This is a genomic window from Pseudomonas sp. (genome assembly GCF_036404235.1).
GTDB lineage: Bacteria > Pseudomonadota > Gammaproteobacteria > Pseudomonadales > Pseudomonadaceae > Aquipseudomonas.
In genome coordinates, this window is the sequence record NZ_DASWOT010000025.1 from 36,320 (window position 1) to 59,197 (window position 22,878).

The 22,878-nt window shown below is 59.8% G+C and carries 24 protein-coding genes; 11 read left to right on the top strand and 13 right to left on the bottom strand.

What is annotated here, in order from left to right:
* Positions 1-5: 5 nt before the first annotated feature.
* Entirely contained in the window at positions 6-482 is a 477-nt protein-coding gene (gene pedF, locus VGC62_RS03530; protein ID WP_414705737.1) for a cytochrome c-550 PedF, read from the bottom strand.
* A gap of 245 nt (positions 483-727) precedes the next feature.
* On the opposite strand from pedF, the gene exaA reads away from it, so the two are divergent.
* The gene (gene exaA / locus VGC62_RS03535; RefSeq protein ID WP_331185685.1) at positions 728-2,596 is read left to right on the top strand and encodes a quinoprotein ethanol dehydrogenase; all 1,869 of its coding nucleotides are present in this window, start codon (positions 728-730) and stop codon (positions 2,594-2,596) included.
* Between the two features lie 199 nt (positions 2,597-2,795).
* On the top strand, positions 2,796-3,443 hold the full coding sequence (locus VGC62_RS03540; protein WP_331185686.1) for a pentapeptide repeat-containing protein: 648 nt from the start codon (positions 2,796-2,798) through the stop codon (positions 3,441-3,443).
* A gap of 193 nt (positions 3,444-3,636) precedes the next feature.
* Here the strand turns inward: VGC62_RS03540 and VGC62_RS03545 are convergent, their stop codons facing one another.
* Both VGC62_RS03545 and VGC62_RS03550 read right to left on the bottom strand, forming a co-directional pair.
* Positions 3,637-4,278, bottom strand: a complete 642-nt coding sequence (locus tag VGC62_RS03545) for a response regulator transcription factor (protein ID WP_331185687.1) — start codon at positions 4,276-4,278, stop codon at positions 3,637-3,639.
* The gene (locus VGC62_RS03550) at positions 4,279-5,538 is read right to left on the bottom strand and encodes a HAMP domain-containing sensor histidine kinase (RefSeq protein ID WP_331185688.1); all 1,260 of its coding nucleotides are present in this window, start codon (positions 5,536-5,538) and stop codon (positions 4,279-4,281) included.
* Between the two features lie 184 nt (positions 5,539-5,722).
* Here VGC62_RS03550 and VGC62_RS03555 point away from each other — a divergent pair, with 184 nt between their 5' ends.
* The 6 genes from VGC62_RS03555 (at position 5,723) to VGC62_RS03580 (ending at position 10,863) form a co-directional block, all read left to right on the top strand.
* Entirely contained in the window at positions 5,723-6,904 is a 1,182-nt protein-coding gene (locus VGC62_RS03555) for an ABC transporter substrate-binding protein (RefSeq protein WP_414705738.1), read from the top strand.
* 45 nt (positions 6,905-6,949) lie between these two features.
* Complete coding sequence (locus VGC62_RS03560; protein WP_331185690.1) at positions 6,950-7,909, top strand: YVTN family beta-propeller repeat protein; 960 nt, start codon at positions 6,950-6,952, stop codon at positions 7,907-7,909.
* Positions 7,906-8,637, top strand: a complete 732-nt coding sequence (locus VGC62_RS03565) for an ABC transporter ATP-binding protein (protein ID WP_331185691.1) — start codon at positions 7,906-7,908, stop codon at positions 8,635-8,637. Before VGC62_RS03560 ends, VGC62_RS03565 begins: the two co-directional genes overlap by 4 nt.
* Entirely contained in the window at positions 8,634-9,428 is a 795-nt protein-coding gene (locus VGC62_RS03570) for an ABC transporter permease (RefSeq protein WP_331185692.1), read from the top strand. The genes VGC62_RS03565 and VGC62_RS03570 overlap by 4 nt, the downstream gene beginning before the upstream one ends.
* A gap of 164 nt (positions 9,429-9,592) precedes the next feature.
* A complete protein-coding gene (locus VGC62_RS03575; RefSeq protein ID WP_331185693.1) occupies positions 9,593-10,144 on the top strand; it encodes a PQQ-dependent catabolism-associated CXXCW motif protein in 552 nt (183 codons plus the stop codon).
* A 53-nt stretch (positions 10,145-10,197) separates the two neighbouring features.
* Positions 10,198-10,863, top strand: coding sequence for a response regulator transcription factor (locus VGC62_RS03580; RefSeq protein WP_331185694.1), 666 nt, complete (start codon positions 10,198-10,200; stop codon positions 10,861-10,863).
* 31 nt (positions 10,864-10,894) lie between these two features.
* On the opposite strand, the gene VGC62_RS03585 is transcribed toward VGC62_RS03580, so the two are convergent.
* Positions 10,895-11,227: a thioredoxin family protein gene (locus VGC62_RS03585; protein ID WP_331185695.1), complete on the bottom strand. Its 333-nt coding sequence runs from the start codon at positions 11,225-11,227 to the stop codon at positions 10,895-10,897.
* Positions 11,228-11,574: 347 nt separating this feature from the next.
* Here VGC62_RS03585 and VGC62_RS03590 point away from each other — a divergent pair, with 347 nt between their 5' ends.
* Both VGC62_RS03590 and VGC62_RS03595 read left to right on the top strand, forming a co-directional pair.
* Positions 11,575-12,720: an HlyD family secretion protein gene (locus VGC62_RS03590; RefSeq protein WP_331185696.1), complete on the top strand. Its 1,146-nt coding sequence runs from the start codon at positions 11,575-11,577 to the stop codon at positions 12,718-12,720.
* 65 nt (positions 12,721-12,785) lie between these two features.
* A complete protein-coding gene (locus VGC62_RS03595; RefSeq protein ID WP_331185712.1) occupies positions 12,786-14,330 on the top strand; it encodes a DHA2 family efflux MFS transporter permease subunit in 1,545 nt (514 codons plus the stop codon).
* Positions 14,331-14,347: 17 nt separating this feature from the next.
* Here the strand turns inward: VGC62_RS03595 and VGC62_RS03600 are convergent, their stop codons facing one another.
* On the bottom strand, positions 14,348-15,169 hold the full coding sequence (locus tag VGC62_RS03600) for an alpha/beta hydrolase (RefSeq protein ID WP_331185697.1): 822 nt from the start codon (positions 15,167-15,169) through the stop codon (positions 14,348-14,350).
* Positions 15,170-15,372: 203 nt separating this feature from the next.
* On the bottom strand, positions 15,373-16,548 hold the full coding sequence (locus VGC62_RS03605) for a PilT/PilU family type 4a pilus ATPase (protein WP_331185698.1): 1,176 nt from the start codon (positions 16,546-16,548) through the stop codon (positions 15,373-15,375).
* A gap of 161 nt (positions 16,549-16,709) precedes the next feature.
* On the opposite strand from VGC62_RS03605, the gene VGC62_RS03610 reads away from it, so the two are divergent.
* Positions 16,710-16,985, top strand: a complete 276-nt coding sequence (locus VGC62_RS03610; protein WP_331185699.1) for a peptidylprolyl isomerase — start codon at positions 16,710-16,712, stop codon at positions 16,983-16,985.
* 158 nt (positions 16,986-17,143) lie between these two features.
* Here the strand turns inward: VGC62_RS03610 and VGC62_RS03615 are convergent, their stop codons facing one another.
* The 7 genes from VGC62_RS03615 to VGC62_RS03645 form a co-directional block, all read right to left on the bottom strand.
* Complete coding sequence (locus tag VGC62_RS03615) at positions 17,144-18,085, bottom strand: sugar kinase (protein WP_331185700.1); 942 nt, start codon at positions 18,083-18,085, stop codon at positions 17,144-17,146.
* A 31-nt stretch (positions 18,086-18,116) separates the two neighbouring features.
* On the bottom strand, positions 18,117-19,322 hold the full coding sequence (locus tag VGC62_RS03620; RefSeq protein ID WP_331185701.1) for an amino acid deaminase: 1,206 nt from the start codon (positions 19,320-19,322) through the stop codon (positions 18,117-18,119).
* A gap of 46 nt (positions 19,323-19,368) precedes the next feature.
* On the bottom strand, positions 19,369-20,133 hold the full coding sequence (locus VGC62_RS03625) for an IclR family transcriptional regulator (RefSeq protein WP_331185713.1): 765 nt from the start codon (positions 20,131-20,133) through the stop codon (positions 19,369-19,371).
* Positions 20,134-20,297: 164 nt separating this feature from the next.
* Positions 20,298-20,687 carry a RidA family protein gene (locus VGC62_RS03630; protein WP_331185702.1) on the bottom strand — a complete coding sequence of 130 codons (390 nt, stop codon included), beginning with the start codon at positions 20,685-20,687 and terminating at the stop codon, positions 20,298-20,300.
* Positions 20,688-20,716: 29 nt separating this feature from the next.
* A complete protein-coding gene (locus VGC62_RS03635) occupies positions 20,717-21,508 on the bottom strand; it encodes an amino acid ABC transporter ATP-binding protein (RefSeq protein WP_331185703.1) in 792 nt (263 codons plus the stop codon).
* Complete coding sequence (locus tag VGC62_RS03640) at positions 21,505-22,167, bottom strand: amino acid ABC transporter permease (protein WP_331185704.1); 663 nt, start codon at positions 22,165-22,167, stop codon at positions 21,505-21,507. The genes VGC62_RS03635 and VGC62_RS03640 overlap by 4 nt, the downstream gene beginning before the upstream one ends.
* 9 nt (positions 22,168-22,176) lie before the next feature.
* A complete protein-coding gene (locus VGC62_RS03645) occupies positions 22,177-22,839 on the bottom strand; it encodes an amino acid ABC transporter permease (RefSeq protein WP_331185705.1) in 663 nt (220 codons plus the stop codon).
* Positions 22,840-22,878 lie beyond the last annotated feature (39 nt).

The window sequence follows — 22,878 nt, forward strand, 5'->3', positions numbered from 1 at the left end:
GCCGGTCATTCCGTGGTGTACACGCTGTCCAGATAGGTGCGCACCGCCCACAGCGCTTCCTGGCTGAGGTAATCGGCCATTTTCGGCATGTACACCCGACCGTCCCGCACCGCCCCGTTACGCACCCGCTCGACGAACCATTCATCGCCAGCGGCGCCTTGATCGAGCAAACGCAGGTCCGGCGCAATCCCGCCTGACTTGGCTTCCAGACCGTGGCACGCGGCGCAGTTCTGGTTGTAGGCAGAGGCGCCGATCTCCAGCGCTTTGTCGTGGTCCTTGGAGGTCCGATACGGGTTCTCGGTGCGCCATTCAGGCCCGAGTTGTTCGAGCCCATCAGTGGCAACCGCCTGGGGCACGACGTTGCCATGGGCCTGAACCAGATTGCTCAATAACATGCCGCCCAGCAGCAGGCAGCCCAGCAACAAGGAGCACTTGTTGGCACGGCAAGCCAGATCAGGCGGGGTTACGGGCGTTTTTATCATTGTTATATCCTCAAGAGAGCACGCAAAAGCCATGCAGCCATCTTATGAATCGCTGACGACCCGCCGAATGCTGCTTTGGTGGTCGCCTTCTAGTTCCTTGGTCGTAGGGCTTGTGATGCACATCCAATTTATGGGCGGTTCGGGAAGTCTTCCCGGCAAGCGCGGGAGTTTTTCCGTATCCGCGCCCTGCCCTCCGGTTTCACCCTGTGCAGGTCAAGACCTCCACCGAACCGGGATACAAAAACATGACAACAAGAAGATCGCTCCCCGCCCTCGCCCCTCTTTCACTGGCCCTGCTGCTGGGCACTCTGTCGTTGAATGGCCTGGCGGACGACACCCATAACGTCACCTGGGACGACATCGCCAACGACCACCTGAGCACGAAAAACGTCCTGCAATACGGCATGGGCACCAACGCTCAACGCTGGAGCCCGCTGGCCCTGGTCAACGACAAGAACGTGTTCAAGCTGACGCCTGCGTGGTCTTACTCGTTTGGCGATGAGAAGCAGCGCGGCCAGGAATCCCAGGCCATCGTCAGTGACGGCGTGGTCTACGTCACCGGTTCCTATTCGCGGGTGTTTGCCCTCGATGCCAAGACCGGCAAGCGCCTGTGGACCTACAACCATCGACTGCCGGACGACATTCGCCCGTGTTGCGATGTGGTCAACCGGGGCGCGGCGATCTATGGCGACAAGATCTTCTTCGGCACGCTCGATGCGCGGGTCATCGCCCTGGACAAGAACACCGGCAAAGTGGTGTGGAACAAGAAATTCGGCGATCACAGCGGCGGCTACACCATGACCGGCGCCCCGGTGCTGATCAAGGACAAAGTCACCGGCAAGGTGCTGCTGATCCATGGTAGCTCCGGGGATGAGTTCGGTGTGGTCGGACGCCTCTTCGCCCGCGACCCGGACACCGGTGAAGAGGTATGGATGCGGCCTTTCGTGGAAGGCCACATGGGGCACCTCAACGGCAAGGACAGCACCGTGACCGGCGACGTCAAGGCGCCTTCCTGGCCTGACGACTCCACGACCGAAACCGGCAAGGTCCAAGCCTGGAGCCACGGCGGCGGCGCCCCGTGGCAAAGCGCAAGCTTCGATGCCGAAACCAACACCATCATCGTCGGCGCAGGCAACCCAGGCCCCTGGAACACTTGGGCACGCACCGCCAAGGACGGTAACCCGCACGACTACGACAGCCTGTACACCTCAGGTCAGGTCGGGGTCGATCCAAGCACCGGCGAAGTGAAATGGTTCTATCAGCACACGCCGAACGACGCCTGGGATTTCTCCGGCAATAACGAACTGGTGCTGTTCGACTACAAGACCACCGAAGGCAAGACCGTCAAGGCAACCGGTCACGCCGACCGCAATGGTTTTTTCTATGTGGTTGATCGCAATAACGGCAAATTGCAGAACGCCTTCCCCTTCGTCGACAACATCAGTTGGGCCAGCCATATCGATCTGAAGACCGGGCGGCCGGTGGAAAATGAAGGCTCGCGCCCGGCCAAACCGCTGCCGGGTGAGACCAAAGGCAAGCCGGTGGAAGTCTCGCCGCCGTTTCTGGGTGGCAAGAACTGGAACCCCATGGCCTACAGCCAAGACACCGGCCTGTTCTACATCCCCGCCAACCAGTGGAAAGAGGACTACTGGACCGAGGAGGTCAACTACAAGAAAGGTTCGGCGTACCTGGGCATGGGTTTTCGCATCAAGCGCATGTATGAGGACCACGTCGGCACCCTGCGTGCAGTCAACCCGACCACCGGCAAGATCGTCTGGGAACACAAGGAGCGCCTGCCGTTGTGGGCCGGGGTGCTGGCAACCAAGGGCAACCTGGTTTTCACCGGCACCGGGGACGGTTTCTTCAAGGCGTTCAACGCCAAGACCGGCGAAGAGCTGTGGCACTTCCAGACCGGCAGCGGCATCGTGTCCCCGCCCATCACTTGGGATCAGGACGGCGAGCAGTACATCGGCGTAACCGTGGGTTATGGCGGCGCAGTGCCGTTGTGGGGCGGCGACATGGCTGAGCTGACCAAGCCGGTGGCTCAGGGCGGCTCGTTCTGGGTGTTCAAGATCCCGAGTTGGGACAGCAAGGGCAAGGTCGCGAAGCAGTAAGCAAGGCGGCCAGGTATGTGTGGGAGGGAGCTTGCTCGCGACAGGTCTGTTCAGTCACTGACGCGCTGGATGACAACCGTGAGCAGGTGCCCCCTCACTATCTGAATAAAAGAGATTTTCGGCAGCGCCTACAGCTCTCGTGTTTGCGGGGTGTGTTCTAACGCACCCAATAATGCCCTTTACCTTGCGAGTACATCGGATGAAATACCTTGCCCTGTCCCTGCTGTTGATCATCGCCAGCGCGGTCGCCGACGAAGACGATGGCGCGCCGCTGGTGATCAACGGTTGCACGATTGCCGAGGGCAGCCAGTGCCCCGGCGTCGATCTGCACGGCGCTGACCTGAGCAATCAGATCCTGCGCAAAATGAACCTGACCGGTGCCGACCTGCACGGCGCTAATCTGCGGCATGCCATTCTGGACCTGGCCAATCTGGAGAAGGCCAATCTGCAAGACGCCAACCTGACCCGCGCCAGCCTGCAACAAGCCAATGTGCGTCTGGCCAACCTCAGCGGCGCCAGCCTGCAAGCGGTGCAGGCCTGGGGCATGTTCGCCCAGGGCGCGCAGTTGGAGAACGCCAACCTCAGTGCGGCATACCTGCAATTCTCCCGGCTGGTGGGGGCGAAAATGCACAATGTCAACCTGCAAGCGGCCGATCTGGAAATGACCTTTCTCAACAAAGCCGATCTGACGGGCGCCAATCTCAAGGACGCTAATTTGCAGGAAACCAAATTTGGCGAAGCCAACCTGGCCCAGGCCGACCTCAGCGGCGCGCGCCATCCTTATGCGAACTTTCAGGACAGCAACATGGAGGGGTGCATAGCGTGTCCGGGTGGATGGGATAAATGATCGCGTGCAGCCCGGTGAACGTTGCGCCGGGTGTTGGACGCGGAGTGTGGGAACGATCGCTGCTGTAGGAGCGAATTCATTCGCGAGGGGCCGGTACAGCCGATATAGGTTCGTCGCGTGAAACTGAACCTCGCGAATGATTTCGCGCTCACAGTGGTTGATACCCTGCTGAGTTCGACGTCAGGCCACAGGCTCAGAACGCCACGCGCATCACTCCGGTATCGATCGCCAGGTGTACCAACTCAGCATGGGAGCTGACCTGCAATTTGCTTTTGAGCAGGGTCAGGTAGTTGGACACGGTCTTGGCGCTGATGCACAGCTGTTGGGCAATCACGCGTGAGGGCGTGCCTTTGGCCAGCATCAGGAAAATCTCCAGCTCACGCTGGGTCATGCACTGCAAGCGAGAGTCCACTCGATCATCCTGCTGCGCATGGCAGGCCAACTGCGTCGCCAAAGGCTGCTCGATATACGCGTGCCCGGCGAGTATGCGGCGCACCGCATCCACCAGCACATCGGGTGCGGAGCTTTTTGTCAGATACCCTGCGGCACCTGCCTCCAGCGCTTGTCGCACCAGCGGCAACTCGTCGTGCATGCTGAAAAACAGCACGCGCAATTGCGGCAGGCGCTGACGCAGGCGGCGCGTGGTTTCCAGGCCGCTGATGCCCGGCAGGCCGAAATCCATGATCACCAACTGCGGGATCTCCTCCTGCACCCGGCTCAAAGCCTCTTCTCCAGTGGCCGCCTCGCGCACCTGCATCTGGGGCAACAGCGCCCGGAGCAGACTGGCATAGCCCTGACGCACCACCGCGTGGTCATCGACGATCAAAATATGCATTCAAGCCTCCAGCGGAACATTGAGCGCCAGCGCCCAGCCGGCACCGGGACGCGTGATAATGCGCAGCTCACCGTTCAGGCAGCGCGCCCGTTCAGCCATCGAGTGCAGGCCGACGCCAGCACGTTGCGGGGTCGACGCCCCTTGACCGTTGTCACGAATCAACAGCCACAGGCGTGATCCACGCCGTTGCAATCGGACCTTCACCTGAGTGGCGCTGGCATGGCGCACGACATTGGTCAGCGCCTCTTGCATCAACCGATACAGGTGCGCCTTGGTGGTATTGGAGAGCTCCGGCAGCGCGTGCCCGATACTCAGATTGCAGGCAATGTGCTGACTGCTGCGCCACTGCTCGACCAGCAAGGCCATGGCTTGGGGCAGCGGCAAGTGCTGCAGCACCACTGGATACAGATCGCGGATCAGTGCGCGAAAACCTTGCTGCAACTGCTCGCAGTTCTGCTCAAGAACCGATGAGGTACTGCGCACCAGGGCCGGATCATCGGCGACCAGTCTAAGTAGACAGGCCTGGGCACGAATCCCCGCCAGGTACTGACCGAGGTCATCGTGAAGGGTTTGTGCAAGCCGTGTGCGTTCCTGATCCTGCACCGCCAGCAGGGCCTGGGTCAGCCTTGTGTTATCGGCTTGCACGCGCTGCAAGGTCGCGGTCATCCGATTGAAATGACCTGCCAGTTGTCGGGCCTCAGGCAACCCCTGAACCGCAAGCCGAACCTGAAGATCCCCCTCCGAGACCTGCTGCAAAGCTCCCAGTACATCCTTGAGCAGGCTCAGGCCGCGCAGGACCGCCCAGCGAATGGTCACCAGACTCAGCAGCAATGCCAGGCCGCACAGCATCAGCAATTGCTGCAAGGAGTCCCACACTTCGTCGATTTCGTCGGCGGGGTCCAGGCTGATCTGCACACGGCGTCCGTCGCTGAGTGACAGCACTTGGCTTTGGTCCGCCCGCTCAGGCAGCAACCAGTGCTCAAGCCAGTCATCCACCGGGCTTTGGGTCAGTGGCTGGGGCGTCTGTTGCGCCTCCAGCCACACCAGGCGTACGTGGCGAAGGTTGCCCGTGAGTCGCTCTTGCAGGCTGGCCGGGTTGTTTTGCGCCGTTTCACTGAGGTATTCGACCACCGCCTCAGCGGCCACCAGTTCGCGCTCCACGTCGGCAACGGCCTGGTGCAACAGCAGCCACGTGCAGGACAAGGTGACCAACGCGAAAAAAGCAATCACCCACAGATTGATACGCCATAGTGCCGACATGCAGATCGCCACGCTTTTTTATTATTAGTTGAACGTCATTGGTTGGGAGTCGTACCTGACTGCATGGTAATGACCGAGCTGGCAGCGCGGTTTAGTACCTTGGTACAGGTCCACTGGTACTTTCTGCATATTTCCCTGCCGGGCGCGGGTTCCTATGCTGGCGCTACCTGCCAGGGAGTCGCTCATGCACCGGTCTTATCGTCCCCGCCTGCCCCCTTTTGCCTGCCTTCTTTTTGCACTGCTGACACTGCCGGTCAGCGCAGCGGATGAGCCGTTGCAGGTACGCATTGGCTATCTGGCCTACATCCCTGATCCTGGGCCGATTCTTTCCAATGTTATCCCCGAGCCCAGGGACGCCGGCCTGCGCGGCGCGCAACTGGCCATCGTCGACAGCAACAGCACCGGACGCTTTCTAAAGCAAACCTACAGCCTGACCAGCGCTGATGCCGGGAGTACCGAGGCGCTGCTCCAACAGGCCAAGGCCCAGCATGAACAAGGCTTGCGACTGTTCGTGGTCAATGCGCCGGTCGATACCCTGCGCCAGCTCAGCGCCGCGCTGCCCGACAGCCTGCTGTTCAACGCCGGCAGTGCCGACGACAGCCTGCGCAGCACCGCATGCCTGCGCAACGTGCTGCATACCTTACCCAGCCGGGCGATGCTGACCGATGCCCTGGCGCAGTTTCTGGCGGTACGGCGCTGGAATCGCTGGCTGTTGATTGTCGGCCAGACCCCCGATGACCAGGCCTACGCCAACGCCCTGCGCCGCGCCGCCAAACGTTTCGGCCACACCATTGTCGCCGAGAAGGCCTGGAGTTTTGATAACGATCAGCGGCGCAGCGCCCAGGCGGACATGCCGCTGTTTACCCAAACCGCCGAATACGACGTGGTGCTGGTGGCCGACGAGCGCGGTGACTTTGGCGAGTACGTGCCCTATCAAACCTGGTATCCGCGCCCGGTCGCCGGCACACAGGGCCTGACACCGACAGGCTGGCACAAGACGGTCGAAACCTACGGCGCCGCGCAGTTGCAAAAACGCTTCGAGGCCGCCGCCGGGCGCTGGATGAATGATCGGGATTTCGCCGCGTGGATGGCCGTGCGCAGTATCTCCAGCGCTGTGACCCGATTGCGTGGCACCGATGCAGAGCAAATCCGCACGCTGGAACTGAGCGACACCCTACCGCTGGACGGTTTCAAGGGCAGCAAACTCAGTTACCGCCCATGGAACGGCGAACTGCGTCAGCCGATCCCGGTGGTGCAGCCCCGAGCGTTGGTCACCACCTCGCCGCAAGAAGGGTTCCTGCACCCTGGCACCGAGCTGGACAGCCTGGGTTACGACAAGCCAGAGGTGAGTTGTAACTTCCAATGAACGGCGCGTTATTTCGTCGAATCTTCCAACAATAAGGAACACACCATGCGCCGCACCCTGTTAGCTACCGCCTTGCTGATCGCCACCGGACAGGTCCTGGCCGCTACCGCGTTCGTCTCCAACGAGAAAGACAACAACCTGAGCCTGATCGACATGGACACATTGCAGGTGACCGAAACCTTGCCGGTTGGCATGCGCCCGCGTGGGCTGTTGCTGTCTCATGACAACAAACTGCTGTACATCTGCGCCAGCGACTCGGACCGGGTTCAGGTGATGGACGTCGCCACGCATAAAATCATCAAGGAGCTGCCTTCAGGCAAGGACCCGGAACAATTCGCCCTGCACCCGAACAACCGATGGCTGTATGTCTCCAACGAAGACGACTCGCTGGTCACCGTGATCGACACCGAAACCTCCAAAGTGCTGGCGCAGGTGGACGTCGGCGTCGAACCCGAAGGCATGGCCGTCAGCCCGGATGGCAAGTGGGCGGTCAACACCAGCGAAACCACCAACATGCTGCACTGGATCGACACCCGTACCCAGACCTTGGCCGACAACACGTTGGTCGATCAGCGCCCGCGCTTTGTCGAGTTCAACAGTGACGGCTCGCAACTGTGGTCGTCGGCAGAAATCGGCGGCACGGTCAGTGTGATCGACGTCGCCACGCGCAAGATCCTCAAGACCCTGACCTTCCAGATCAAAGGTGTTCACCCGGACAAAGTGCAGCCGGTGGGCATCAAGATTTCCAACGACGGGCGTTATGCGTTCGTCGCCCTGGGCCCCGCCAACCATGTGGCCGTGATTGACGCGAAGACGTTCGAGGTCATCGACTACCTGTTGGTCGGGCGTCGCGTATGGCAGATGGCGTTTACCCCGGATCAAAGCCAGTTGCTCGCCACCAACGGCGTCAGCGGCGATGTCTCGGTGATCGATGTGAAGAGCCTCAAGGTGCTGAAGTCAGTGAAGGTCGGGCGTTATCCGTGGGGCGTGGTGGTGGCGCCATGAGCGCGTTGCAGGTCAGTGAGTTGAGCTTTGCCTATGGCGCGCGGGAAGCGCTGCGTCAGCTGTCATTTACCCTGCAACCGGGCTGCTTCGGCGCGCTGCTGGGGCCAAACGGCGCAGGCAAATCCACACTCATTGCCCTGTTGACCCGGCTGTATGACTTGCAACGCGGCGACGTTCACATCGGGCAGCATTCATTGCGTCAGTCGCCGCGCCCCGCGCTCAAGCAAATGGGGGTGGTGTTTCAGCAAAGCACGCTGGATCTAGACCTGAGCGTTGAGCAAAACCTGCACTACCACGCCGCGCTGCATGGCCTGTCGCGCCGCCAGGCACGTCAGCGCATCGACCTGGAGCTGGCGCGCCAAGGCTTGACCGAGCGTCGTCGAGAACGCGTGCGCGCACTCAACGGCGGGCATCGCAGGCGCATCGAAATCGCCCGAGCGCTGCTGCACCAGCCGCGTCTGTTACTGCTGGACGAGGCCAGCGTCGGGCTCGATCCGGCCAGCCGCCTGGCGCTCAATCAACACGTGCGCAGCCTGTGCCGTGAAGACGGCATCAGCGTGTTATGGGCCACGCATTTGCTGGACGAGGTGCAGCACAACGATGACCTGCTGATCTTGCATCAGGGGCGGCTGGTCGCGTCTGGTCAGGCGGGACAAGTGAGTGCCGAGTATGGCGGCGAATTGGGCGTGGCCTTCCAACGCCTGACGACCTCAGGAGGGGCGCAATGAATGCCTACTGGCACTGTTTCAGCGGGATCGTGTTGCGTGAGTGGTTGCGTTTTGTCCTGCAACGCACGCGTTTTCTCAGCGCACTGGTACGGCCACTGCTGTGGTTGCTGGTGTTCGCGGCCGGATTTCGCGCCGCATTGGGTATCGCCATCATCGCGCCGTATGACACTTACATCCCGTATGAGGTGTACATCATTCCGGGGCTGGCCTGCATGATCCTGTTGTTCAACGGCATGCAGGGCTCGCTGTCGATGGTCTATGACCGGGAAATGGGCAGCATGCGCGTGCTGCTCACCAGCCCCCTGCCCCGCACGTTTCTGTTGGTCAGCAAGTTGCTGGCAACCTCGCTGATATCCCTGTTGCAGGTGTACGCGTTTCTTGCCATTGCCTGGGTTTACGGCGTACAGCCTCCGGCCTGGGGATTGCTAGCAGCGCTGCCCGCCCTGCTGCTGGTGGCCCTGATGCTCAGCGCATTGGGGCTGCTGCTGTCCAACGCGATTCGTCAGTTGGAGAACTTTGCCGGGGTGATGAATTTCGTGATCTTCCCGCTGTTTTTCATGTCCTCGGCGTTGTATCCGTTGTGGAAGATGCGCGAAGCGAGCGAGTGGCTGTATTGGCTGTGCGCGATCAACCCCTTCACCCATGCGGTGGAGTTAGCGCGCTTTGCCTTGTATGAGCGGTTCAACGTGCTGGCGCTGATGGTTTGCCTGGGGCTGACAGTGTTGTTCGCGTTACTGGCCGTGCTGACGTTCAATCCGCAGCACGCGGCACTGCTCAAGGGCAAGCCCTGAACTGCAAGCGACAAGCGGACCGCGTGGTGCCCGCTTTTACTTGCAGCTAGCCACTTGAGGCTGCCTCCTACTCCTTTAGTACTGCCTTTGCTCTCTATGGTCGCATTCACAAAGCAGCAGGCCTGTCGTGTAATGCGAGCCATAAGAAGAAAGGAATTACCATCATGCTCCGTGCCCTGTTGCCCGCTTGTGTGCTTGTGTTGTCGATAACGTGCCACGCCGAGTCGGTCACACCATCGGCTCCTGCGCTGTTCAACGCTGACGGTTACCGCATCTCCCTCTATCGTAGCCCCACGCCGGATCAGGCCGCAGGCGCGACGGTCATTGGTACACAGCAACTTCAGTCCCTATTGGATCAACCGCGCAAACCGCTGTTGATCGACGTCTATCGTCGCCAATGGCTGCAAGGCAGGTTCATCGAAGACGAGCCCCACGCCAATCTGCCCGGTAGCCACTGGCTAGCCAATACCGGGGACGGCGAACTCAGCGCACAGTGGATGGATTACTTCACGCGGCATCTGCGCCGCCTGAGCGACGGACACCTGGACCAGCCAACGGTGTTCTACTGCCGCGCCGATTGCTGGCTGAGCTGGAACGCGGTAAAACGCGCCAAGGCATTGGGCTACAGTGAGGTGTATTGGTACCGCGATGGCCTGGACGCGTGGCAGGCAGCAGGTTTACCTGTCTCACCCGCGCAACCGGAAACCCTGCAATGATCCCCACCACGGTGTGCAGCAGCACTTTCATAAAAACAATGAGGTCACCGACCATGTACAAGATCCTGATCGCCGACGATCACCCGTTGTTCCGTGAAGCGATCCAGAGCGTGATCATCGACCACTTTCCTGGCTGCGAAGTGATGCAAGCCCAAGACCTCGACAGCGCGCTGGCGTTGACGCGCAGCCACGATGACCTCGATTTGATTCTGCTGGATCTGAACATGCCGGGCATGCATGGCCTGCACGGGCTGATTAATCTGCGCAACGAAGCGCCAACCATCCCCGTAGTAATCGTCTCTGCCGAACAGGACAAGCAGGTAGTGCTGCAAGCGATTACCTATGGCGCGGTCGGGTTCATCACCAAGTCGTCGCCACGCGCCCAAATGACCGACGCTATCACCCAGATCCTCAATGGCAATGTGTACCTGCCCTCGGACATCATTCGCAGCCAGACCTCGACCCATCGACGCAACAGCTATGACAACCCAACGTTTGCCCCCGAACTGCTGCAAGCCCTGACCCGCAAGCAATTGCTGGTGCTGGAGCGCATGACCAAGGGCGAATCCAACAAGCAGATCGCCTACACCCTGGAAATCGCCGAAACCACGGTCAAGGCCCATGTCTCGGCCATCCTGCGCAAGCTCAACGTACACAACCGGGTGCAGGCGATTTTAAGCGCCGGGGATATCGATTTTACGGCCTACCTGCGCCGATAGCGGCTGCGCTCGGCAATTGTCAACCGTGCATTCAGCCCTCCTGGACAAGGGCCTCGAATGCCTCCTCGATCACACTCACATCGGTCGGCCGGACCAGACGCCCCACTTCTACGCCATCGCGCAGGAACACCAGCGTCGGCCATAGCTTGACGTGAAACGAGCACCCCAAGGGGCGACCGCTGCCGTCTTCGATTTTCAGGTGCCGGACGTTGGGGTAGTCGCGAAAAACTTGCGCAATCAACGGCTGCGCAGCCTTGCAGTACTCGCACCAATCGGTGCCGAACTCGACGACGCTGGTGCCGGACAGTGCGTCCACTTCTGCGCGCGTTGGCGCGGTCGTGGCGTAAGGCGTGATGTTACTCATGGGGCGTACTCCAAATTATTCCGAATCCCGGCCTGCCGCTGATCGGTGGGTGCTTGTTTAGACATCATCGAGCTGCTGAACCATCGGTGATTGCGGCGCACTCTACAAGCGTGTACCGATAAGAACCCTGCCATCGGCAGCGAGTTCCGGCGCAATAGCCGCCTTTCGATCCGCCAGCAGCCCGCTCCAGGGCCGAGCTGCGCGTGCCTTTATTACGAAACCTGCATTTCACCTTTACATAATCAGTGGATTACATGATGTAATTAATATATTTAGGATTATGATCATAATTAGAACCCCGCTGGGCGTAGATGCCACTCAACAGCCCACCCAAAGGTAAACCGGCGATGAACAGCCCCACGACCGCAACCGAGCCTGCGACCCTCGCCACTCAATCCGAGAAAAAACCATCGCGAGTCAAACACCTGATTCTGCTGGTGCTGATCGTCGCCGCGCTGGTCGCAGCGGTGTTGTTTGGCGTTCATTGGTGGACCCTGGGCCGCTTCCTTGAAGCCACCGACGACGCGTATGTGGGCGGCGATGTCACCGTCATCGGCCCCAAAGTGCCTGGCTACATCACTGAGCTGAAGGTCGTGGACAACCAGTTTGTCCACGCGGGCGATCTGTTGATAAAGATCGATGACCGCGATTACATCGCCGCGCTAAACAAGGCCGAAGGCGCCGTCGCCGCTGAACAAGCCTTGCTCGCAAATCTCGACGCCACCGAGCAACTGCAACACGCAGTGATCGGCCAGGCCAAGGCTGGCATTGATGCCGCCAATGCAGAAACCGTGCGTTCCCGGGACGATCAGGTCCGCTATCAAGTGCTCTCCAGACACGCCGCGGTGTCGATCGAAAGCGCCCAGCGCGCTGACGCTACCTACAAGACCGCTCGCGCCAATGGCGAAAAAGCCCAGGCCTCGATGCTTGCCGCACAACGCCAACTGGACGTGATTGCCACCCAAAAACAACAAGCCCGCGCCGCGCTGATGCAAGCCCGTGCTGAACGTGACATGGCACGCCTGAACGTCGGTTACACCGAGTTGCGTGCTCCGGTGGACGGCGTCATCGGCAACCGCCGCGCTCGGGTCGGTGCCTATGCTTCAACGGGCACGCAATTGCTGTCGGTGGTCCCGGCCAGCGGTTTGTGGGTCGATGCCAACTTCAAGGAAGACCAACTGGCGCAGATGCTGCCCGGTCAACCCGTGAGCATCCATGCCGATGTGCTGCCGGGTCTTGAGTTCCACGGCCATCTCGACAGTCTGGCGCCAGCCACCGGCTCGCAATTCAGCGTACTGCCGCCAGAGAATGCCACGGGCAACTTCACCAAAATCGTGCAACGGGTGCCTGTGCGGGTATTGCTGGATCACGCTGACAGCATTCTGGGCAAGCTGCGCCCGGGGCTGTCGGTGATCGCCGAAGTCGATACCAGGGTCAGCAACCAGGATGACCGTGCGGTTGTCCTGGCCGTTGACCGCAAGACCGCGCCGTGAGCAGCTCATTCGCCACTGCGGGCGCTCAGCCTGCCCCACCCAAAGGGCATATCGACGCAGCTTCGATGCCCACCGTCGCCAAAGTCTTCGCCTTCGCCAGCATGTGCGTCGGCATGTTCATCGCGTTGCTGGACATCCAGATCGTTTCTGCATCGTTGCGCGATATCGGCGGCGGTTTGTCGGCCGGTTCCGATGAAACCGCCTGGGTACAGACCAGCTACCTGATCGCCGAAATCGTGGTGATTCCGTTGTCGGGCTGGCTGTCTCGGGTGTTTTCAACGCGCTGGCTGTTTTGCGCCTCGGCGGTGGGTTTCACCGTCGCCAGCCTGTTGTGCGGTCTGGCCTGGAACATTCAGAGCATGATTGCGTTTCGCGCGCTGCAAGGGTTTCTGGGAGGCTCGATGATCCCGATGGTGTTCACCTCGGCGTTCATGTTCTTCACCGGCAAACAGCGGGTGATCGCGGCCTCCACCATTGGCGCCATCGCCTCCCTCGCGCCAACGCTGGGGCCCGTGATCGGCGGTTGGATCACTGACGTGTCGTCCTGGCACTGGCTGTTCTACATCAACCTTGTGCCGGGGATCTTCGTCGCCGTCGCGGTGCCGATACTGGTCAACATCGACTCAATGGACCTTAAGCTGCTCAAAGGCGCAGATTACCTGAGCATGGTGTTCCTGGCGCTGTTTCTCGGCTGTCTGGAGTACACCCTCGAAGAAGGCCCGCGCTGGAACTGGTTCAGCGACCAGACCATTCTCACCACCGCGTGGATTTCCGGGCTGTTGGCGGTCGCATTCATCAGCCGCACGCTGACGGTGAACAATCCCATCGTCGACCTGCGCGCCCTGAACGATCGTAATTTCGCATTGGGCTGCTTCTTCTCGTTTGTCACCGGCATTGGCCTGTTTGCCACGATCTACCTGACACCGTTGTTTCTGGGCCGAGTACGAGGTTATAGCGCGTTGGACATCGGCATCGCGGTCTTCTCCACTGGCGTGTTCCAACTGGTGGCGATCCCCGTCTACGGCTTTCTCGCCAACCGCGTCGATTTACGCTGGATCATGATGTTCGGCCTGTCGCTGTTTGCCTTGTCGATGTGGGATTTCTCACCGATCACCCACGACTGGGGCGGCAAAGAGTTGCTGTTGCCACAAGCCATTCGTGGCTTCGCCCAGCAAATGGCGGTGCCACCCACCGTGACACTGACCCTGGGCGGCTTGGCGATGTCGCGTCTGAAACAGGCGTCGGGGCTGTTCAATCTGATGCGCAATCTGGGTGGCGCCATCGGCATTGCAGCCTGCGCCACGATCCTCAACGACCGCACCAACCTGCACTTCACCCGCATGGCCGAGCACCTGAACACCACCAACGAGTCGATGAATCACTGGCTGGAGCAGGTCACTGGCAGCTTCATGAGCCTGGGCCAGAACGCAGCGGACGCCAGCAACACCGCCTTGCATCAACTGTGGCTGCTGACTTACCGCGAAGCGCAGACCCAAACCTACGCCGATGCGTTTCTGGCGATCATGGCTTGCTTCATCGTCGCCACCGCGATGGTGCCGCTGATGCGCAAAGTCGTACCGCCTGCCGCGCCCTCGCCCGACGCTCATTGAGCACGCAGAGCACGAGTTCAGCCCTTGAGGAAGTCCAACAGAATCTCGTTGATTTCAGCCGGTTGCACGGTACACATACCGTGGGCGCCGCCTTTGACGACGTGCAGTTTGGAGCCTGTTACCAGCTCATGGCTCTTGTAGCCCGCCGCCACTATCGGCACGATCTGATCGTCATCGCCGTGCAGAATCAGCGTCGGCACATCTAACTTTTTCAGGTCTTCGGTGAAATCGGTTTCCGAGAACGCCTTGATGCAGTCGTACTCACCCTTGACGCTGCCAAGCATGCCAATCGACCAGAACGAATCGATAGCGCCCTGGGATACTTTTGCGCCCTCTCGGTTGAAGCCAAAAAACGGCAGGGCCAAATCCTTGAAGAACTGCGAACGGTCAGCCGTAAAGCCGGCACGGATACCGTCGAATACGTCGATGGGCAGGCCTTCGGGGTTGGCGGCAGTCTTAAGCATGATCGGTGGAACAGCGCCGATCAACACCGTCTTGGCCACGCGGGACGTACCGTGGCGACCGATGTAACGCGCCACTTCGCCACCGCCGGTGGAGTGACCGATCATAATCACGTCTTTGAGGTCCAGATGTTCGAATAACTGCGCCAGGTCGTCGGCGTAGGTGTCCATGTCGTTGCCTTCCCAGGTTTGCCCCGACCGGCCATGACCACGACGGTCGTGCGCAATGACGCGGTAGCCCTTTTGCCCGAGGAACAACATCTGCGCGTCCCAGGCATCGCCATCCAGCGGCCAGCCGTGGGAGAACACCACCGGTTGCCCGGTGCCCCAGTCTTTGTAGAAAAACTCGGTACCGTCTTTCAGGGTCAAGGTAGTCATGGGACGCAATCCTCGTGTCGTTTAACGGATGAGTAAACAGCAACGATTGAGCCTAGACGCATATCCACCAAGCGCCTTGAAGGTTTGTGCTTGTTTTAAAGACCACCGTGGACCTGAACTGGGCCCTGCGGCCTGGACCACAATGGCCCGCCGCTACGCATTCGTCACGGCGTGCCATTGTTTGCAGTCCAGGATCAAGCAGATCAAAAATGCGGTGTGCCGGGTTCGTTTTTCTCGTCCACCAACCCCCAATCCGCGACGTTCACTTGCGTTGCGGGTTGGGGGGCTGGCGGTGGCGTGGTGATGTCGGCAACGCCGCCATCGTTGTGCAGTTTCAGGCGCAGGCGCACGTTATTCATCGAGTCGGCGTTCTTCAGCGCCTCTTCTTCGCTGATGGCCCCTTCGATCACCAGGTCATACAGCGCGTTATCGAAGGTCTGCATGCCCAGATTGCTGGATTTCTCCATGATGCCTTTGAGCTCGCCCAGCTCATTGCGATGAATCAGGTCGCGGATGGTGGGTGTTCCCAGCATGACTTCGACAGCGGCTCTGCGCTTGCCGTCTTTGGTCTCGACCAGTCGTTGAGAGACGAACGCCTTGAGGTTATTGCCCAGATCCTGGAGCAACTGCGGGCGTCGATCTTCGGGGAAAAAGTTGATGATGCGGTCCAGCGCCTGGTTGGCGTTAGTGGCGTGCAGTGTCGAGATCGCCAGGTGGCCGGTGTCGGCAAAGGCCAGCGCATGCTCCATGGTTTCACGGTCGCGGATTTCGCCGATGAGGATCACGTCCGGCGCCTGACGCAGGGTGTTTTTCAGGGCGGCATGGAAGCTACGGGTGTCAACCCCAACCTCGCGCTGATTGATGATCGATTTTTTGTGTTTGTGAATGAACTCCACCGGGTCTTCAATGGTGATGATATGGCCGCTGGAATGCCGATTGCGGTGGTCGATCAGCGCCGCCAGCGAGGTCGATTTACCCGAGCCGGTGGCACCGACGAACAGCACCAGGCCGTGTTTTTCCATGACCACGTCGAGCAGCACTGACGGCAGGTGCAGGTCTTCGAATTTTGGGATGTCGAGCTTGATGTTGCGCGCGACGATGGAGACTTCGTTTCGCTGCTTGAAGATATTGATCCGAAAGCGTCCGATGCCGGGAAGCGAGAACGCCAGGTTCATCTCAAGATCGCGCTCGAAATCATGACGCTGTTCGCTGTCCATGATGCCCTCGGCGATCCGCGCGACATCACCGGGTTTCAAGGCTTCGGTGCTCAACGGCTTGAGTACGCCGTTGAACTTGGCGCAAGGTGGCGCGCCGGTAGACAGATAAAGGTCCGATCCGTCCTGACTGGCCAGAATCTTCAACAACGCCGGGAAATCCATAAGCTGCACCGCACAAATGAGGTAAGGAGACGGCAGGCCGCTACAGATGCGACCCTCAACCCCGGGGAGCGTTCGCTCGTCCGATCAAGGATAGGGAAATTACCTGAAAGCGCACGGGAAAGGCATAATGCGCGGCTTTTTAATTGAGGCGTTTATTTTCCATGAAAGCTCAAGCACGGCACATTCTGGTGAAAACCGCCGAAGAGGCTGAACAACTCAAGCAGCGTATCGCCAAGGGTGAAGCCTTCGATGTGTTGGCAAAAAAGTATTCCACCTGCCCCTCCGGCAAACGTGGCGGTGATCTGGGCGAAGTGCGCCCCGGCCAGATGGTCGGCGCAATCGATCAGGTGATCTTCAAAAAACCGCTGCGGATTGTTCACGGGCCGGTGAAGAGCAAATTCGGGTATCACCTGGTGCAGGTTTTTTATCGGGATTGATCGGCGCCAAGCCTGTAAAAGACTCCCATCGTCCAGCCGCCACGCCATCGCCTGGCAAACATCGCCCCCGGAGCGAATTGATTCGCGAGGGGCCGGTGCAGTCGATACATCCTCATGGCCTGAAAAACCCCATCGCCAATGAATCTGCGACAGTGCAATCAGGCAGGCATCGCGCTTCTGGGGATCAACGCCCCGGGGTGCTGAATCACCAGACTGGCCAGGCGATGCCCCGCTTGTGCGGCATCCTCCGGGCTACCGCCACGCAGACGTCGCGCCAAATAAGCCGCGCTGAACGAATCCCCGGCCGCCGTGGTATCGATGACTTTCTGCACCGGATGTGTCGCAATCTCGACGCGTGTGCCCATCGACTCCACCAGACAACTTTGCGCGCCGCGCTTGACCACCACCTCGCTGACCCCCAGATCACGATACGCCGACAGCAACTGCTCGCTGTCGGTGTAGCCAAACAGCGCTTGCTCATCGTTTTCGGTCAGCAGGGCCAGATCCACTTCATGCATAACCGCACGATACGCTTGCCGCGCCTGCTCAACGCTACGCCACAGCCGTGGCCGGTAATTATTGTCGAACGCCACGCGAGTGCCACGATTACGGGCCTCTCCCAGCGCTGACAAGAGTCGTGCCCTGCCCACTTCGCCGAGCACTGCCAGGGTGATCCCACTGAAATACAGCACGTCGTATTCCGAGAGCGCGGCCAGAATCGGCTCAGCCGCAGGCGTTGTGAAGCAGTCACGCACAGCGGCGTCGTTGCGCCAGTAAAGAAAGCGCCGCTCGCCATTGGCATCGGTCTGAATGCAGTACAGGCCGGGTAGACGTCCGGGCAGACGCTGCACTTTGCTCAAACCAATGCCTTCGTCCGACCAAACCTGGCACATGGCGTCGCTGAAACTGTCGTCGCCTAACGCGGTGACGTAATCCACTTGCGCTGCCGATCCCAATAACCTCGACAGATAAACCGCAGTGTTGAGCGTGTCACCGCCAAAATTCTGATTGAGGTTGCCGTTGGCGTGCTGTTGCAGCTCGATCATGCATTCGCCGATCAGCGCGACTTTCGGATAACTGTAAGTGATCAATTCGCTCATGAGGCGATAGCGCTCCCTTCGATGACAACGGCTAGAAGCAAGTGTGCAGGGTTTCGATGACGCTCAAGTCGTCATCTACCAGACACCCCGTGCGCCATTTGTCGAATGTAAGGCACGGATGCGAGGTGCCGAACGAGATGATGTCACCGATCTTCAGATCGCAGCCGGGGGCAACGGTCATGAACGCATGCTGATCCATGATAGCCGTGACTTTGCAGGCACTGACATCATCGCCTTTGGCCGGAACCAAGCCCGCGGTGTAACGCAGCAGCGGGCTGGGCATGCCGGCATCGAAGGCGACGTCACGTTTGCCCAGTGCGATCACGGCAAACCCGGGTTCTGGCATCGATTGCACGTGAGCCCAGACCTCCATCGCCGGTTGCAGTCCCTCGCTCAGATCATCGCGACGATCAAGCACGCAGCACTGCGCCTCTTTATAAATGCCATGATCGTGGACCACGTAACTGCCGGGGCGCAGCACACTGAGAAAGCGCTCACGCACTTGCTGCTTGTCGAACTCTTCGGCAATCAGGTCGTACCAGGCCGACCCCGATGCCGTGATAATCGGACGATCCAGAGCAAAGGCGCCCTTGTCCTGCAACGTAACCGCAAGGCGTACCAGCGAGGCAGCAAACTGGCGAATGCCACTGACCGCATGATCACCGTGAATAACGCCTTCATAGCCCTCGATCCCGGTCAGCTTCAGCGCCGGTTGCGCGGCAATGGCCTCGGCCAGGGCCATGACTTGCGGCTCGCTGCGACAACCGCAACGTCCGCCGACCACGCCATATTCGATCATCACGTTCAAGTGCAGGCCGTGGGCGGCGAAGAACTCCCCCAGGGCTTTGACGTTATCCGGATGATCGACCATGCAGTGGAAGTCGAACATCGAATCGCTGAGCATCTCGGCGATCAGGGCCATGTTCGGCGCGCCGACCAATTGGTTGGCCATCAACACCCGTCGTACGCCATGGGCATACGCTGCGCGAGTCTGCACCGCAGTGGCCAGTGTGATGCCCCACGCGCCCACCTCCAACTGGCGACGAAACAACGCGGGGACCATGCTGGTCTTGCCGTGCGGGGCGAGTTCGGCGCCGCTGTCGCTGACAAATTTCTGCATCCAGTGCAGGTTGTGCTCAAGGGCGCGGCGATGAATCACCAGCGCCGGCAGGCTGACGTCGCGAACAAGTTGATCGCCGGGCTTAGCGGCGCCTTTTTCTACGAGGGCAATACTCACGTTGTGCTCCTATTGTTGTTCGTGGCTCGTGTCGGTGACGAGCACATCAATCGTTGACCCGCCGCGCGAGGCTGTTGGCGCTGTCGATCAGGACTCGGCGATAGTCTTCGTAATGCGCCTTGGCGTCGGCTCTGGGCGCGACGATGCACAGCGTAGCGATACAAACGCCCTGCTTGTCTTTGACGGGGGCCGCCAGGCAGTGGGTGAAGGTGTCTGCGATGCTGTCGAAGGAAAAAAAACCTTCTCCGTGGGCTTTGCGGATCTCGCCCAGGAAGGTTTCCAGCGGCAAGCGTTCGCCGTCGGGCAAGATGAAGTCATCGGCGTCGATCAGGTCGATGATCGCCTGGTCGCTGAGATGCCCAAGCAGTAAGCGTCCAGAAGCGGTCCAGGGGATCGGTGCGTCTTCGCCGATGTCCGACGAAATGCGGAAATGCCGGGCACCCTCTTTCATCAGCGCGACGGTATATTTGCGGCCATTGAGCAGGCACATCTGTGCCGTTTCCCGGGTTTTCTCGACGATCTCACTCAAGCTGACTTCGGCTTCACGGGTGAAGTCGAAATGGCGCAGATGGGCTTGCCCCAGGAAATACAGTTGTCGCCCCAGGTAGACATGACCTTCCTTGCCCACCGTTTCGAGAATCCGCCGTTCAAGCAACGAGGCCACCAGTTCATAGACCGTCGATTTCGGGCTGCCAATGCCACTTGCGATTTCGTTTGGACGCAGCGGCGTGCCCTTTTCCTTGAGGAAGTCGAGAATATCGAACGCCCGGTCCAGCCCACGGGCCCTGCGTTTGATGGTGTCTTCGGTCATGGTTGGGTTATCCATCGGTGCAGATGTTTCCTGAAAGATTGCGCGCATTCTACTCGTTGGAGCGAGGCTTGCTCGCGAAGCTGTGTCGATGCTGGCACATGCGTTCGACGTACTGGCCTCTTTGCGGGCAAGCCTCCAACAATGGGTACCACGAAACGCCCTGTTTACACCTTCTGCTTGTAAGCGATGCAATCGATCTCGACCTTGCAGTCGACCATCATGTTGGCTTGCACGCAGGCTCGAGCTGGGGCGTGCTCGGCGCTGAAATATTCGCCGAACACCTTGTTGAAACTCCAGAAGTCCCGAGGGTCTTCCAGCCAGACGCCAACGCGCACCACATCCTTGAGTTCATAACCGGCTTCGCTGAGGATCGCCACCAGGTTTTGCATGGTTTTGTGCGTTTGCTCAACAATGCCGGCCGCAATGATCTCGCCATTTTCGGCAGGCACTTGACCCGACACATGCAACCAGCCATCGGCCTCGACTGCGCGAGCGAAAGGACGTGGCTGACCGCCACCTGCTGTGCTGCCAGCGCCGTAACGAGTAATGCTCATGAGAAATCTCCTTTGATTGAGCGATAGATTTAAAAACGGATGTTCTTGAGGAATTCGCTCAAGCGCGCCGATTTCGGCTGCTCGAACACTGCTTTGGGCGGGCCTTGTTCTTCGATGCGGCCTTGATTCATGAACACGATCTGGTCCGACACTTCGTAGGCGAAACGCATTTCGTGGGTCACCAGCAGCATCGTCATGCCCTCTTCAGCCAGGCCCTTGATCACGCTCAGCACCTCACCGACCAGTTCAGGGTCCAGCGCTGAGGTCACTTCATCGAACAGCATCAGACTTGGGTTCATCGCAATAGCGCGGGCAATGGCTACGCGCTGTTGCTGGCCGCCAGAAAGCTGACCGGGGAAATGGTTGCGACGCTCCAGCAGGCCGACCCGGTCCAGCCACTTTTCAGCCAGCGCGATGGCCTGATCCTTGGGCATTTTCTTCACTTTCAGCAACCCGAGCGTGACGTTCTGCAGGGCGCTCATGTGCGGGAACAGGTTGAACTGCTGGAACGCCATGCCAGTCATGGCACGGTGTTGGGCAATGACCTTTTCGGAATGACGCATGCGCTTGCCGTTGACGTCTCTGTAGCCGATGTCTTGGCCTTCTAGGCGGATGTGCCCACCCTGAAACTCTTCCAGCAGATTGACGCAGCGCAGCAGCGTGGTTTTGCCCGAGCCACTGGAGCCGATCAGGGTCACGACGTTACCTTTGTTCAGGGTCAGGTCGACACCCTTTAGCACCTCCACCTGGCCATAGGATTTATGCAGCCCTTCGATACTCAGCAACGGCGGTGCGTCGCTCACGGTTTGAAGCTGTGTCATGGCAGGGCCACCCGTTTTTCGATTTGCCGACCAAGAAGCTCGATGGCGTAGTTGATGATGAAGAACAGAAATCCTGCGAACAGATAAAACTCCAGGGTCATGAAAGTCCGCGCGATCACCTGTTGCGTGCTCAGCAGCAACTCAGCCACGCCTATCACCGAGAGCAAGGTCGAGGCTTTGACGATTTCGGTCGACGAATTGACCCAGGTCGGCAGGATTTGTCGCAGCGCCTGAGGCAGCAGCACGTAGCTCAGCGACTGACCAAAAGTCAGGCCGATGGCTTTACCCGCTTCCAGTTGCCCGTGCGGGATGGCTTGCAATGCGCCGCGCACGATTTCGGCAACGTGGGAGCCACAAAACAGCGTCAGGCCCAAGGCACCCGCTTCAAACGCGCTGATCTGCCAGCCCAGTGCCGGTGCCATATAAAAGCAGGCCAGCACCAGCACGAAGACCGGCGTGCCGCGAATCAGGTCGACGTAGATGCGAAACGGCAGGCGACCCCACAGCTTGCCGTAGGTCAAGACCAGCCCTGCGACCACGCCGATCAACGTGCCGCAGACAATCGCCAGCGCCGAGCACTGCACACTGGTCAAAAAGCCCGACCACAGTGTTTCTCGGGCGATCCATAGTTCGTGCAACCAGGTAGGTTGTTGGTACATGTGGGCTTCCTAGCGGCGAATCGCCAAGCGCTGTTCGAGGTAGCGCAAGAACATGGCGATGAGGTAACAGGCCGCGACATACAACGCCGTGGTCACCAGCCAGGTTTCGATCACCCGGTAGCTTTCGACGTTGATCTTGCGCGCGTAATAGGTCAGTTCAGGGACTGCAATGGCAGCCGCCAGCGAGGTGTCCTTGAACAGGGAAATGAAGTTGTTCGACAGCGCTGGCAGCACGTTGCGCAACATCACCGGAACGACGATGTACGCTCGCACCTGCCATTCGCCCAACCCGATGGCCAGCCCCGCTTCGCGCTGGCCCTTGTGAATGCTCAATAACCCGGCGCGGAACACCTCAGTCAGGTACGCGCCGGCATACAACGACAGCGTGACGATGAACGAGGCGATCTTGTCCAGGCGAATGCCCAGGCTCGGCAGCGCGAAGTAGATCAACAAAATCAACACCAGGATCGGCGTGTTGCGCACGACGGTCACGTAGACCGATGCGACGAGGCGTAGTGCGCGGTATCTGGACAGCATCGCGAACGCCGCCATCAGACCGATCACGCAGCCGATGGCGATCGAGACCAGCGCCAGCTCAAGGCCGAGCCCCAGGCCCGACAGCAGGCTGGGGAAATCACGCCAGACCGCTGCAAAATTCAATTGATAGTTCATGGTCAGCATTACCTGGGACGGGAAAGCAGCACAGCCTTC

Coding starts and splice junctions, on each gene's coding strand:
- pedF (WP_414705737.1), bottom strand. CDS start 482: ATGATAAAAACGCCCGTAACCCCGCCTGATCTGGCTTGCCGTGCCAAC.
- exaA (WP_331185685.1), top strand. CDS start 728: ATGACAACAAGAAGATCGCTCCCCGCCCTCGCCCCTCTTTCACTGGCC.
- VGC62_RS03540 (WP_331185686.1), top strand. CDS start 2,796: ATGAAATACCTTGCCCTGTCCCTGCTGTTGATCATCGCCAGCGCGGTC.
- VGC62_RS03545 (WP_331185687.1), bottom strand. CDS start 4,278: ATGCATATTTTGATCGTCGATGACCACGCGGTGGTGCGTCAGGGCTAT.
- VGC62_RS03550 (WP_331185688.1), bottom strand. CDS start 5,538: ATGTCGGCACTATGGCGTATCAATCTGTGGGTGATTGCTTTTTTCGCG.
- VGC62_RS03555 (WP_414705738.1), top strand. CDS start 5,723: ATGCACCGGTCTTATCGTCCCCGCCTGCCCCCTTTTGCCTGCCTTCTT.
- VGC62_RS03560 (WP_331185690.1), top strand. CDS start 6,950: ATGCGCCGCACCCTGTTAGCTACCGCCTTGCTGATCGCCACCGGACAG.
- VGC62_RS03565 (WP_331185691.1), top strand. CDS start 7,906: ATGAGCGCGTTGCAGGTCAGTGAGTTGAGCTTTGCCTATGGCGCGCGG.
- VGC62_RS03570 (WP_331185692.1), top strand. CDS start 8,634: ATGAATGCCTACTGGCACTGTTTCAGCGGGATCGTGTTGCGTGAGTGG.
- VGC62_RS03575 (WP_331185693.1), top strand. CDS start 9,593: ATGCTCCGTGCCCTGTTGCCCGCTTGTGTGCTTGTGTTGTCGATAACG.
- VGC62_RS03580 (WP_331185694.1), top strand. CDS start 10,198: ATGTACAAGATCCTGATCGCCGACGATCACCCGTTGTTCCGTGAAGCG.
- VGC62_RS03585 (WP_331185695.1), bottom strand. CDS start 11,227: ATGAGTAACATCACGCCTTACGCCACGACCGCGCCAACGCGCGCAGAA.
- VGC62_RS03590 (WP_331185696.1), top strand. CDS start 11,575: ATGAACAGCCCCACGACCGCAACCGAGCCTGCGACCCTCGCCACTCAA.
- VGC62_RS03595 (WP_331185712.1), top strand. CDS start 12,786: ATGCCCACCGTCGCCAAAGTCTTCGCCTTCGCCAGCATGTGCGTCGGC.
- VGC62_RS03600 (WP_331185697.1), bottom strand. CDS start 15,169: ATGACTACCTTGACCCTGAAAGACGGTACCGAGTTTTTCTACAAAGAC.
- VGC62_RS03605 (WP_331185698.1), bottom strand. CDS start 16,548: ATGGATTTCCCGGCGTTGTTGAAGATTCTGGCCAGTCAGGACGGATCG.
- VGC62_RS03610 (WP_331185699.1), top strand. CDS start 16,710: ATGAAAGCTCAAGCACGGCACATTCTGGTGAAAACCGCCGAAGAGGCT.
- VGC62_RS03615 (WP_331185700.1), bottom strand. CDS start 18,085: ATGAGCGAATTGATCACTTACAGTTATCCGAAAGTCGCGCTGATCGGC.
- VGC62_RS03625 (WP_331185713.1), bottom strand. CDS start 20,133: ATGACCGAAGACACCATCAAACGCAGGGCCCGTGGGCTGGACCGGGCG.
- VGC62_RS03630 (WP_331185702.1), bottom strand. CDS start 20,687: ATGAGCATTACTCGTTACGGCGCTGGCAGCACAGCAGGTGGCGGTCAG.
- VGC62_RS03635 (WP_331185703.1), bottom strand. CDS start 21,508: ATGACACAGCTTCAAACCGTGAGCGACGCACCGCCGTTGCTGAGTATC.
- VGC62_RS03640 (WP_331185704.1), bottom strand. CDS start 22,167: ATGTACCAACAACCTACCTGGTTGCACGAACTATGGATCGCCCGAGAA.
- VGC62_RS03645 (WP_331185705.1), bottom strand. CDS start 22,839: ATGAACTATCAATTGAATTTTGCAGCGGTCTGGCGTGATTTCCCCAGC.